Source organism: Pseudoduganella umbonata (assembly GCF_014192225.1).
Classification (GTDB): domain Bacteria; phylum Pseudomonadota; class Gammaproteobacteria; order Burkholderiales; family Burkholderiaceae_D; genus Rugamonas; species Rugamonas umbonata.
Window position 1 is genome coordinate 45,058 of sequence record NZ_JACHXS010000014.1, and the last position, 12,118, is coordinate 57,175.

A 12,118-nucleotide genomic window follows, 5' to 3' on the forward strand; every position below is an offset into this window, starting at 1 on the left:
TCCGCTGCATACCGCTGATAAGCTGCCAGTGATGCGTTGCAGGGCGCCAGCGCCATGCATGCCAAGGCACTGCAGTCCAACCCGGAGAAGTCAATGAAACAGCACCGCTACCGCATCACGATCGAACACCTGCAGGACCCCGGTGGCAACCCGGTCACGCGCGATCCGCTGGCATTCGAGACCGGCAACCACGACGACATTTTCGCCATCGTCGAACGGATGCGCGGGCGCGGCGACTTCGACGCGCCGACCGCCACGTCGCTGGCCGTCGGGCTGAAGCTGTTTTCCGAAGTGATGCTGGAGAACCGCGACCACCCGCTGTTCGCGGAATTGCAGCCGCACTTCAAGCAGTTCATGAAGCACCTGAAGAAAGGGCCCGCCCAGCCGGGCGAGCCGGCGGCGGACCCCGAAACGCCTTAGTGAACCGCCGCGTGCACCGATCGGCCTGACGCGGCCAGCCGCGGATCCAGCCGGTCCAGCCGGCCGGACAATACCGTCAGGCCATAGGCCACCAGCACCACCAGCGCGCCGATCCAGCCGGTGTGCACGAGGCCGAGCCGATCGACGATGTGGCCGCCGCCCCAGGCGCCGCCGGCAATGCCGAGGTTGAACGCGGCGATATTCAGGCCGGATGCCACGTCCACCGCGCGGGGCGTGTAGTGCTCCGCCTGCTGCACCACATACACCTGCAGGCCGGCCACGTTGCCGAATGCCACCGCTCCCCACAGCAGGACCGTCAGTACTGCCAGCCACGGGTGCGGCGCGGTGAATGTCAGCGCCAGCAGCACGGCGGCCAGGCCCGGGAAGATGATCTTCAGGGCACCGACGGGGCCGCGCCGGTCCGCCAGCTTGCCGCCCCAGATATTGCCGACCGCGACCGACACGCCGTACACCAGCATCACGGCGCCGACGGCGCTCTCGCCGAAGCCGGCCAGCTGTTGCAGGATCGGCGCCAGAAACGTGAACGCGATAAACGAACCGCCGTAGCCGACCGCCGTCATGGCATACACCAGCAGCAGGCGCGGTTGCGCCAGCACCTTTACCTGTGCCAGCAGCGATGCCGGTTTCGTGTGCGGGATCTGCTTCGGCACGAACAGCAGGCTGCCGACGAAGGCGACGACACCCAGCGCCGACACGGCCAGGAAGGTTTCGCGCCAGCCGAAATGCTGGCCGATGAAGGTACCCAGCGGCACGCCGGTCACCAGCGCCACCGTCAGGCCAGTGAACATGATGGCGATCGCGCTGGCCGCCTTTTCCTTCGGCACCAGCGACGTGGCGATGGTGGAGCCGATCGAGAAGAACACGCCGTGCGCCAGGCCCGTGAGGATGCGCGCGGCCACCAGCGATTCATAGCCGGGGGCCTGCCAGGCCAGCAGGTTGCCGGCAGTGAACAGCACCATCAGCGCCAGCAGCAGGATCTTGCGCGGCAGCTTGCCGGTGAGCGCGGTCAGCACGGGTGCGCCGACCGCGACGCCCAGCGCATACAGGCTGACGAGCAGGCCGGCCGAGGGCAGCGTGACATGCAGGTCGGCGGCAATCGTGGGCAGCAGCCCGACGATGACGAATTCGGTGGTACCGATGGCGAAGGCGCTGATGGTGAGCGCCAGCAAGGCAATGGGCATGGATGACTCCTGTAAAGTAGCGGATGCCGTGCAGTATCACGGAAGTCATTCTTTCGAAAAAGACGCGCCCACGCAGAAGTTTTTTGACCTGGGCGCAACAATTCATGTTTCTACTATGAATAGCGAAGCGTTATCCCTGCTGCTCGTCCGCGAAATGCCCTATGGGAAATACCAGGGACGCAAGCTGGCCGACCTGCCCGGCCACTACCTGGGCTGGATGGCGCGCGCGGGTTTCCCGAAGGGCGAACTGGGCGCGCTGCTGGCGCTGATGTACGAACTCGATCACAACAATCTGCGCGGCTTGCTCGACCCGCTGCCCCGGTCGTGACCGGCGCATTTTATGTCTGGAATGCACGTCTCAGCACGGCTAGCATTGTCACATCACGCAACCGCTGTGTTACTTTTCAATGAGGCTTTATCCTACACGCCCCCCTCCTGAGCTCTTATAAAAACGTCCATCCAACGGGCCTAAGATGAGCGCTCCCTTACACGACTTGCACACGAAAGCAGTGTGACAACAGGTCGGGTAACGGATGTGCAATGTTCATCATGACTAAGGAGAGAACCATGGCATCATCGAACCAAGGCAACAACCAGGGCGGCAACAAAGGCAATAACCAGAGCGGCGATACCAGCAACCGCGGCTTTGCTTCCATGGACCCTGAACGCCAGCGCGAAATCGCTTCCGAAGGCGGCCGCGCAGCGCACGCTTCCGGCAATGCGCATGAATTCACCTCGGAAGAGGCACGCAAGGCTGGCAGCATGAGCCACAAGAACGATGGCAACCGCCAGAGCGGCAGCCAGGGCAATCAAGGCTCAAGCGGCGGCGGCAACCAGGGCGGCCAGGGCGGTCAAGGTGGCGGCACCCGGGGCGGCACGCCCGAACAGCATGCGCAAGCCGGTCGCCAGAGCCACAAGAACGACGACAAGCGCTAGTCGCAGCAAGTAGCAGCATCCTGCGCCCAGGCGCGGTTCCCGGCCATTCGGGAACACCGAAAGCCGCTCGCCAGAGCGGCTTTCCCGTTTACAAAGGCGCGTCACCGGCCGCCGGCACACGCCGCCATCCCGGCAGTTTCAGCAGGCCCATCGTCAATGCGCAGCCGGACAGGATCACGCCGCAGCATGCGGCCATCCGCAGCGTGAACGGTTCGCCCAGGAACAGGCCGCCCCACAGCACGCCGAACGCGGGAATCAGGAACAGCGCGCTCATTGCCCGGCTGGCGCCGAGGCGCGCGATCAGGCCGTAGAACAGCACGTACGCAAACGTGGTGCACAGCGCGCACAGCGCCAGCAACGCCGTCCAGGCGTGTGCCGGAGGCAGCGTATTTGGCCAGCTGGCCGCCATCGGCAAGGCCAGCAGCGCGGCGGCCGCCACCTGGCTGCCCGCGGCCACCGCCACGGGCGGAACGTGCGCCATGTGGCGCCTGGTGAAGTTGCCGGTGAAGCCATACAGCATCGTCGCGGCCAGGCACGCGAACGTTGCCGCGAGTGTCTGCCACAGCGGGCCCTGGCCGAATTGCACCTTGTCGACGACCAGCAGCACCACGCCGGCGAAGCCGGTCGCCAGCCCAACCATCCGCTGCACGGTCAATCCTTCGCCGAGCCATATTGCGCCGATCAGCGCCGCGAACAGCGGCGTGGTCGACGACAGGATGGCCGACAACCCGGCCGGAATGGCGAGCGCGGCGAAATTGAACAGCAGGAAAGGCACTGCCACATTGGTCACGCCCACCAGCGCGATGCCTTTCCAGTGCCGCAGCGCGGTGCCTCCCAGGCCGCGCCACAGCAATAGCGGCAGCATCATCAGCGCCGCCAGCAGCGCCCGCGCGCCGGCCATCGCCACCGGGCCGAATGCCGGTGCCGCGATGCGGATGAACAGGTACGACGCGCCCCAGATCGCCGCCACCAGCACCAGTTGACCTGCTTCGGCGCGCTGCATGGCCACGCCCGGCGGTTCAGTAAGTTGCATATTCCCTCGCTCCTGTTGTCGAGGGATCATTCTCGCCGTGCCGCTGGTTCCTTCCAAGAGCCAGCGTTCAGCGATCCGGTAGGGCCAGTGCCAGGCGCCGCCCCGCGCGCACCATGCGTTCGAAGTCGGCGGCGGGGACCGGCTGGCTGAACAGGTAGCCCTGCAGCTGGTCGCAGCCCAGGTCGCGCAGGAACGCCATCTGGTCCATGGTCTCGACGCCTTCGGCCACGATTTCCTGCCGCATCTGCTGCCCCATCGTGACGATGGCGCGCGCGATGGCGCAGTCGTTTTCTTCGTGCGGCAGGCCAACCACGAAGGCGCGATCGATTTTCAGGGTACTGATCGGGAATTTCTTCAGGTAGGCCAGGCTTGAATAGCCGGTGCCGAAGTCATCCAGCGCCAGTGCCAGGCCCATCGCCACGAGCTCGTTCATGATCGCCACGACGGGCTCGGCGCCCCGCACCAGCAGGCTTTCGGTAATCTCCAGCATGATCTGCTCGGGGCGCACCTGGTGGCGTTCCAGTGCGTCGGCCATGCGCTGCGGCAGGCCACGGTCGAACTGCCGCGCCGACAGGTTGACCGCCACGGGCGGCATGGCCAGCCCGGCCTCGCGCCAGCGCCGGATTTGCCCGCATGCTTCCTCGATGACCCAGTTGCCGAGCTCCGTGATCAGGCCGGTTTCTTCCGCGACCGGGATGAAGACGCCAGGCGAAACCAGGCCGCGCACCGGGTGGCGCCAGCGCAGCAGTGCCTCGGCGCCGACGATCCGGCCGCTGCGCAGGCTCACTTTCGGCTGGTAGTACAGCATCAGTTCGCCGTTCGCCAGCGCTTCGCGCAATTCGCTCTCGATGCGCAGGTGCTCCCTGACGCGCTGGTTCATCTCTTCGGAAAAGAACTGCAGCGCCGGTTCCATGCTGGCGCCGGCGCGCATGGCGGCCACGTCGGCGCCGCGCAGCAAGGCGCCTGGCTCCTCCGCATCCTCGGGCCAGACCGCGATGCCCACCTGGGTGCCGACCTGCAGCGCGTGCGTGCCGACAGCGATCGGCGTGGACAGCACGTCGACCAGCTTGCGTGCCACCAGCGCCGCATGCTCGCGCCGGTCGATGCGCGGCAGCGCGACGGCGAACTTGCCGCCACCGAGCCGCGCCAGGATGTCGCCTTCGCGCAGACGCGAGCGCAGCAGCCGGCCGGCTTCGACCAGCACCGCGTTGCCCACATCGTGACCCAGCGTGTCGGCGATCGCCCCCAGCCGCGTGACCTCCACGACCAGCAGCGCGCCCGGCTCGCGGTTGCGCCGCGCTTCCGTCATTGCCTGCCCCAGCAGCTGCATCAGCAGGCCCTGGTTCGGCAGGCCGGTCAACGCGTCGTAGTTGGCCATGCGCTGCATGCGCGCTTCGGCATTCTTGTGCACGCTGATGTCGGTCAACAGCGAGAAGGCGTGGCTGATGCGGCCGGCCGCATCGCGCACGGCGCCGACGACCACCGATTGCGGAAACAGCTCGCCGTTCCGGCGGCGGCCCACGATTTCGCCGCGCCACGGCGCCGCGCCGGCCATCGCGGCCCGTGCCTGCGCGCGAAAGCCCTCCCCATGCACGCCGGAGCACAGCAGGTCGGGGGTCTTGCCTGCCGCGTCGGCCAGCGTGTACCCGGTGATGCGCGTGAACGCACCGTTGACCGAGACGATGCGTTCGCTCGCGTCGGTGATCATGACGCCCTGGTCAGTGTCTTCGACGATGCGGGCGTGCAGGCTGGCTTTCTCGGCAGCCGACAGGCTTTCGTCGACCTGCCCGAGGCGCACATGCATGCCGGTAGCGTTACCCAGGCCATCGGTCATCAGCATGATGGCGAGACGAACCCGGATCGTGTCGCCGGATTTCGTGCGGCGCCGCACCTCGGCGCTTGCCTGGTCCGTTTCCAGGACGAGCTCGGCAATGCTGCCGTCCCCGTCGTCGTCCGTATACAGGAACAGCACGTGGCGGCCGACCGCTTCCCCGGCCGTGTAGCCGAACATGCGCACGGCACCGGCGTTCCAGGCAGTGACGTAACCGGCCAGATCGAGTTCCAGCGCGGCTTCGGCCGCGTCGGCCCAATCGGCCCCATCGGCCCCATCGGCAGCTTCGTCCGCTTCGGGCGGAGGCGGCCGATCGCCCACTGCGGCCGGCGCGCTGGCGTTCCGCAGTTCGCCCAGCGCGCTGTCGAGCCGGTCGAGCGTTGCCGCCAGCGCGATGCCCGCTTGCGAGCGGGCCGCACGGCACAGCGACTGGCAGTGCGCGATCGCCTCGTCAACCATGGCCATGGCCCGCCGCGTCGCCGGCCACGACCAGCATCCATTCGTTGGCCTCGACGACCATGTCGTTGAACCTGGCGGCAGGCAGCTGGGCACGGTCGAGCGCGGCCGCCACCGGGTCGAAATCGCCCCGCTCCGCCGCTTCCACCAGTGCCAGCAACGCCCCCAGCTCGCCCTGGCGGTGGAGCAGCGCACCCTGCACGGCATCGGCGATGGCAAGCGGTGCCAGCACGTCGGCCAGCGGCGCGCCGAACAGCACGCCCAGCAGCGAAAACATGCCGGTCATGAAGGCCAGTTCCTGGTTCAGCCGATCCAGGCCGGTGGCGCGGGCCAGCAGTTCCATCAACCGCGCCCTTACCGAGACTCGCGCGAGCAGCATGGCCGAACGTTCGTCGCCACCGCGCGCCGCGAACAGCATCAGGTTCAGCCAGCGGCGCAGCTGCTGCCTGCCCAGCAGCAGGATGGCCTGGGAAAAACTGGTGACCTTGCGGCCGTTGCCCATGCCCAGCGAATTGACCAGCCGCAGCAGGTGATACGACAGCGTGGCATCGTGGCGCAGCAGTTCCTCGATCTCGTGGGTATCCGCCTCGGCACTGACGCGCTGCACCAGCTGCATTGCCAGCGCGCGCGATGCCGCGCCGTTGCCGACCGGCCGTTCCGGCGGTGCCAGTGCCCAGTCGCCTTCGATCCACAGCACGTGTCCGGGCAAGGATTTGCCGGGCGGCACATCGGCACGCCAGATGCGGGTGGCGGGCAGTGGATGCCAACCGGCCCGGTGCAACGGCAGCGCGAGGCGCTCGGCCAGGCCGGTGCGGTAGTGACAGGGAAATTTCGCCGCCAGCAGGAGCAGCGCTTGCGCGGGCTCGTCCGGCTGGCCCGCGCATGTGGCCAGCAGCAGGCCGGCAGGACTGCCGTGACGGTCGGCAAGCAACTGCAGGAAGATCGTATTCATGGCAACTCTCTCGAAGGGGCGGAAGCCGACCACGAGAAGATACCCTTGAATAATTGGCGTCAGTCAACTGTTACCGCAACACAATGTCGGACAAAATCTTGCCGCATCGCATCTTATTGACGCACCGCAATCATGTCGCCGGCAGATGGCGGCACATGCGGTCGAACAGCTCGCCGGCGCGCATCCGCGCCAGCCACCATTGCAGCGCGGCCCCCGTTTCGCCGGTGCGCCAGGCCAGGTAGAAGGTCTCGTCCGGTTTCGGTTCCTCGACCTCTTTCTCGACCAGCAGGCCGGCGGCGATCGCGGCGCGCGCGCACGGTTCGGGCAGGAAGCCGAAGCCCAGCCCGGCCACCTGGTACTGCACCTTGGAGGCCATGTCGGGGACTGTCAGCGTATCCTGCCCCAGCAGCAGGCCGACCGTGCGGGGAGCCATCTGGCGCGCCGAATCGGCCATCGCGACGGCGCGGTACTGCTGCAGGTGGGTTCGCCCCAGCGTGCCTTCGACGCTGGCCAGCGGATGGGCAGGCGCCACCGCGAATACCCAGCGCAGCGTGCCGATCGGCTCGGAGACGTAGCCGCCGCCGGCCGGACCGTCGCCGGGCGCGCCGATCACCAGGTCGACACGCCGGTCGAGCAGTGCTTCCCAGGTGCCCGACAGTGCCTCGCGCACGATGCGCAGCCGCGTCTGCTGGGCGACGTCATAGAAGGCGCGGATGTCGTCGCCGAATGCCAGGCTGGAAAACATCGAATCGTGGCCGATCGCCAGTTCGGTTTCCCAGCCGGACGCCACGCGCCTGACCCGGTGCTCCAGGTCCTGCGCCGCGCGCAGCAGGTAGCGGCCTTCCTTCAGCAGTTCGCGGCCGGCTTTCGTCAACTCCACTTTCGGGCCGTTGCGCTCGAACACCTGCACCCCGAGATCATCCTCGAGCTTGCCCACCGTGTAGGAAATGGTCGACGGTACACGGTGCAATTCCTTGCCGGCGGCTGAAAACGAGCCGCGGCGGTCGATCGCATCGACGATCTGCAAGGCTTCCAGGCTGAGTCTGAGCATGTTCGATTTTTTCGATAATACAGGGGTAAATTTTCCGTTTTTTTAATCGTTTGCACAGGCCTATACTCTTTTCATCCGAGCAGAGAACACACCAGACGATGTGTTCGAAACGATCGCAAACAACATTCAAGGAGCATATCATGCAAGAAGTCCGTCGCAGTGAAGAACGCGGTGTCGCCAACCACGGCTGGCTCGATTCGCGCCATACCTTCTCGTTCGGTCATTACCACGATCCGCGCCACATGGGCTTTGGCCCGCTGCTGGTGATCAACGAAGACAAGGTGATGCCCGGCCAGGGCTTCGGCACGCACGGCCACCGCGACATGGAAATCATTTCCTACGTGCTGGAAGGGGCGCTGGAACACCAGGACAGCATGGGCAACGGCAGCGTGCTGCGCTATGGCGACGTGCAGCGCATGACGGCTGGCACCGGCGTGCGGCACAGCGAGTTCAACCACTCGAAGACCGAGCGCGTGCACTTCCTGCAGATCTGGATCCAGCCGTCGGAAACCGGCATCGCCCCCGGATACGAGGAAAAGCATTTCTCCCCTGAGAGCAAGCACGGCAAGCTGCGCCTGATCGCTTCGCCGGACCGCCAGGACGGCTCGGTACTGATCCACCAGGATGCGCGCATCTATGCAACCATCCTGAACGAGGGCGACAGCGTCACGCATGCGCTGGACGACGAGCGCACCAGCTATGTGCACGTGATCCGCGGCACGGTGAGCGTCAACGGCACCGCGCTGAAAACCGGCGACGCGGTCAAGATCACCCGCGAGACGCAGGTGAAGCTGGACCACGCCGAGGCCGCCGAGGTACTGGTGTTCGACTTGCCGTACTGATCGATCACCATGGCCGTGCTCGTGTTGGGCGAGCAGTGCTCGCCCTGCCAGGCACGGTGACACGAGCTCAGGCATGGGGACGCGAGCTCGGGCATGGAAACACCTGCCCGGCCGTTGGCCGCTACTGCCGGAAGCGCAATCTTTGCTATGATGAAGGGCTTATGCGTACCCGAATGAAAAGAGCTTAGCCATGTTGCCCGTTGCTGAAATCCCTGTCGATCCCGCCGATCTCGAATACGTCACCTCGTGCGCGCTGCCCACGCCCTGGGCGGAATTCACGCTGCACGCGTTCATCGAGCATTCGACCGGCAAGGAACACCTGGCGATGGTGCTGGGCGATATCGGCGATGGCAAGCCGGTGCTGGCGCGCGTGCACAGCGAGTGCCTGACCGGCGACGTGCTGTTTTCCCAGCGCTGCGATTGCGGCGCCCAGCTCGAAGGCGCGCTGCAGCGCATCGCGGCCGAGGGCCGCGGCGTGCTGCTGTACCTGCGCCAGGAAGGCCGCGGCATCGGCCTGCTGAACAAGATGCGCGCGTACCGGCTGCAGGAAGCGGGCGCCGATACGGTGCAGGCCAACGAGCAGCTCGGCTTCAAGCCGGACCAGCGCAGTTATGAACTGGTGGCACCGATGCTGCACCAGTTCGGCGTGCAGACGCTGCGACTGATGACGAACAACCCCCGCAAGATCGCCGCGATGGAAAAGCTGGGCATGCCGGTTGCCGAGCGCGTGCCGCTGCTGGTCAACCGCAACGTGTTCAACCAGCATTACCTGAATACCAAGGCGCTGAAACTGGGCCACATGATGTCGCCGGTCGTCGCCACCGCTACCAGCGACGGCGAACAGTAAAATCGTCCGGCCGATACGCCACGTATATTGATTCGTCAGTAAAACGTAACCAAGCGTAACGGCCGGGCTGGCGCCGGTCCCGGTCGTGGGTTCCTGAGGTACACTCTTCGTTGTCGAAAAGTAGTTCAGGAACTGCATGAAACCTACCCGGCTTGCCGCAAGCGTTCAATTCGCCATCACCGTGTCCTGGGGTGCCGCCGCAGCGGCCGCCCCCGTTCCGCCATCGGTACCGCCGGCACTGCCCGGCGCGCAGAACCCGCCCGGCGCCGCGCCCGCTCCCCGGCGCATGCCGGCGCCAGGCGCGCAGGCTGACTCCAAACCGCTGCCCACGCCCTCTTCCGCCGCGCAGAAACTGTATGCGGCGGCCAAGGCCGACCTGCTGCAGGTGCGTTCGCTGCTGAAAAGCGGCCGCACGCAATCCTCGGTCGGCTCCGGCTTCCTGGTCGGCACGTCGAACCTGGTGCTGACCAACTACCACGTCGTGTCGCAATTCGCGCTCGATCCGGACACCTATACCGGGGAATGGGTCGATACCTCCGGCCAGCGCGGCAATATCGAATTGCTGGCCGTGGACGTGCTGCACGACCTGGCGGTGGTGCGCGTCAACCGCTACGGCACCGGTTTCTTCAAGGTGCCGGAAGATACGGTGCGGCTGACCCAGGGCCAGTACCTGTATTCGCTCGGCAATCCGCTGGACCTGGGCTTCGCCATCTCGGAAGGCGCGTACAACGGCGTGATCTCGCGCAGCTTCTACGACCAGCTGATGTTCACCGGCCCGATCAATTCCGGCATGAGCGGCGGTCCCAGCGTGACGGCGGATGGCGAGGTGGCCGGGGTCAACGTGGCCAAGCGGCTGGACGGCGAGCTGGTCAGCTTCCTCGTACCGATCCGCTATGCCCAGCGCCTGCTCAAGCAGGTCGGCGAAAAAACCGTCGCACCGAAGGATTTCACGGCCGTCGTCACCCAGCAGCTGCTGGCGCACCAGAAGGCGATGGTCGACCAGCTGCTGGCCGGGCCGCTGACGAAGAAAACCATGGGCCCCTACGAGGTGCCGGTGCGCGAGACGGAGCAGATGCGCTGCTGGGGCAACTCCAGCGCGCAGGTCACGTCGCGCACCGAGAAACCGTTCACCGTCGACACCACCAGCTGCACGATGGAGTCGTCGGTATTCGTCTCCGGTTCGCTGCAGACCGGGGCGATCGGCATCCGCCATCAATACCTGCGCAGTACCGGGCTCGATGCGATCCGCTTCGCCCAGCTGTCGTCGAGCTCGTTCAAGAACGAGTCGTTCGGCAGCTACAAGGACAGCCGCCTGACCGGACCGCAATGCACCGAGCAGTTCGTCACCAACGGCTCGCTGCCGATGCGCGCCGTGCTGTGCGTGCGCGCCTACCGCAAGTTCGCCGGCCTGTACGATTTCTCGCTGCTGACGGCCAGTACCGACGACGGCATGATGAACCTGCAAAGCCGGCTGGACGCGCGTGGCGTGTCCTATGACAACGGCATGCGCACGGCACGCGCCTTCCTCGAAGCGCTGGCGCGCACGGGTGCCAAATGACGGCACCGTATTTCATCGAGATCCTGGCCCGCAACGGCGACGTGCTGTCGAGGCAGCGCTTCGAGTCGCTGCCCGTCACGCTGGGCCGCGGCTACGACAACGATTTCGTGCTCGACGATGCCCATACCGCGCCGCGCCATGCGGTGCTCGAGCAGGACCGTGACGGCGCCCTCGTGCTGCGCGACCTGGGCAGCCGGAACGGCATCGTGCTGCACGGCCGGCGCCAGGACGAAGTGGCGCTGGACGGCACGACCACCGTGCGGCTCGGGCATACGCGGCTGCGCGTGCGCAACGCCGCGTTCCCGGTGGAGCCGGAACTGACCGATACCACGATGCATGCCTGGGAAGGCGGCGCACCGGCAATGGCCGGGCTGGCACTGATCGCGCTGTTCCTCGGCGTGGACGAAGCGCTGACCGATACCGAAGGCTTCCAGGCGATCCGCTACCTGCTGACGATCGCCACCGGCCTGGGCGCCGGGCTGGTGTGGAGCGGCGTGTGGGCGCTGGTGAACCGCCTGTTCGGCAGCCACGCCCGACTGGGGCGGCACCTGTTCATCCTGGGCGCCGGCCTGGTGTCCATCGGCGCGTGGAAGGTGCTGTCCGCGGTCCTGGCGTTTGCCTGGTCCGCCGAGGCGTTTACACGGTACGGCAACCACGTGACGATCCTGATCGTCTGCTGCATGGTGTACTTCCATGTGCGCACCGTGCGCCCGCACATGCCGGCCAGGCGCCTGCAGGTCGCCTGCGGCATCCTGCTGGGGCTGGGCTCCGGGCTGGTCATCATGAGCAACCTGCAGGGCACCGGGCGCCTGTCCGACGAACTGTACATGTCGGTATTGCTGCCGCCGGCCGTGCGCCAGAGCCCGGACCACAGCGTCGACGATTTCATGGGCGCCGCCGGGCGGCTGCGGCTCGAGGCCGATGCCGAGCGCAAGCATGACGTACCGGGCGACGACGGCGAATCGGACGGCGATACTATTGACTGAACGA

General features: G+C 66.4%; 12 protein-coding genes. 7 read left to right on the forward strand and 5 right to left on the reverse strand.

Translation table 11 applies throughout. From position 1 onward, the window contains the following. The first annotated feature begins 93 nt into the window (after window positions 1–93). Window positions 94–420 carry a DUF3861 domain-containing protein gene (locus tag FHS02_RS27705; RefSeq protein ID WP_137313917.1) on the forward strand — a complete coding sequence of 109 codons (327 nt, stop codon included), beginning with the start codon at window positions 94–96 and terminating at the stop codon, window positions 418–420. Here FHS02_RS27705 and FHS02_RS27710 read toward each other — a convergent pair. Further along, entirely contained in the window at window positions 417–1,622 is a 1,206-nt protein-coding gene (locus tag FHS02_RS27710; protein ID WP_137313918.1) for an MFS transporter, read from the reverse strand. The genes FHS02_RS27705 and FHS02_RS27710 overlap by 4 nt on opposite strands. Window positions 1,623–1,737: 115 nt before the next feature. Between FHS02_RS27710 and FHS02_RS27715 the strand changes: the two genes are divergently transcribed. Both FHS02_RS27715 and FHS02_RS27720 read left to right on the forward strand, forming a co-directional pair. Next, window positions 1,738–1,950: a DUF3820 family protein gene (locus FHS02_RS27715; protein WP_137317417.1), complete on the forward strand. Its 213-nt coding sequence runs from the start codon at window positions 1,738–1,740 to the stop codon at window positions 1,948–1,950. A gap of 239 nt (window positions 1,951–2,189) precedes the next feature. Beyond that, complete coding sequence (locus FHS02_RS27720; protein WP_137313919.1) at window positions 2,190–2,558, forward strand: KGG domain-containing protein; 369 nt, start codon at window positions 2,190–2,192, stop codon at window positions 2,556–2,558. A gap of 88 nt (window positions 2,559–2,646) precedes the next feature. On the opposite strand, the gene FHS02_RS27725 is transcribed toward FHS02_RS27720, so the two are convergent. The 4 genes from FHS02_RS27725 to FHS02_RS27740 form a co-directional block, all read right to left on the reverse strand. Continuing rightward, window positions 2,647–3,591, reverse strand: a complete 945-nt coding sequence (locus FHS02_RS27725; protein ID WP_229422647.1) for a DMT family transporter — start codon at window positions 3,589–3,591, stop codon at window positions 2,647–2,649. A gap of 67 nt (window positions 3,592–3,658) precedes the next feature. Next, window positions 3,659–5,887 carry a putative bifunctional diguanylate cyclase/phosphodiesterase gene (locus tag FHS02_RS27730; RefSeq protein ID WP_229422649.1) on the reverse strand — a complete coding sequence of 743 codons (2,229 nt, stop codon included), beginning with the start codon at window positions 5,885–5,887 and terminating at the stop codon, window positions 3,659–3,661. Then, complete coding sequence (locus FHS02_RS27735; RefSeq protein ID WP_137313920.1) at window positions 5,874–6,830, reverse strand: EAL and HDOD domain-containing protein; 957 nt, start codon at window positions 6,828–6,830, stop codon at window positions 5,874–5,876. Before FHS02_RS27735 ends, FHS02_RS27730 begins: the two co-directional genes overlap by 14 nt. A 130-nt stretch (window positions 6,831–6,960) precedes the next feature. Further along, window positions 6,961–7,881 carry a LysR substrate-binding domain-containing protein gene (locus tag FHS02_RS27740; RefSeq protein ID WP_137313921.1) on the reverse strand — a complete coding sequence of 307 codons (921 nt, stop codon included), beginning with the start codon at window positions 7,879–7,881 and terminating at the stop codon, window positions 6,961–6,963. A gap of 140 nt (window positions 7,882–8,021) precedes the next feature. On the opposite strand from FHS02_RS27740, the gene FHS02_RS27745 reads away from it, so the two are divergent. The 4 genes from FHS02_RS27745 to FHS02_RS27760 all read left to right on the forward strand — a co-directional run bounded on the left by FHS02_RS27745 (window position 8,022) and on the right by FHS02_RS27760 (window position 12,114). Further along, window positions 8,022–8,723, forward strand: coding sequence for a pirin family protein (locus tag FHS02_RS27745; RefSeq protein ID WP_137313922.1), 702 nt, complete (start codon window positions 8,022–8,024; stop codon window positions 8,721–8,723). Window positions 8,724–8,913: 190 nt separating this feature from the next. Next, window positions 8,914–9,570 carry a GTP cyclohydrolase II gene (ribA, locus tag FHS02_RS27750; protein ID WP_137313923.1) on the forward strand — a complete coding sequence of 219 codons (657 nt, stop codon included), beginning with the start codon at window positions 8,914–8,916 and terminating at the stop codon, window positions 9,568–9,570. Window positions 9,571–9,706: 136 nt separating this feature from the next. After that, window positions 9,707–11,128, forward strand: a complete 1,422-nt coding sequence (locus tag FHS02_RS27755; protein ID WP_137313924.1) for a S1 family peptidase — start codon at window positions 9,707–9,709, stop codon at window positions 11,126–11,128. Beyond that, a complete protein-coding gene (locus tag FHS02_RS27760; protein ID WP_137313925.1) occupies window positions 11,125–12,114 on the forward strand; it encodes an FHA domain-containing protein in 990 nt (329 codons plus the stop codon). Before FHS02_RS27755 ends, FHS02_RS27760 begins: the two co-directional genes overlap by 4 nt. The last annotated feature ends 4 nt before the right edge of the window (window positions 12,115–12,118 follow it).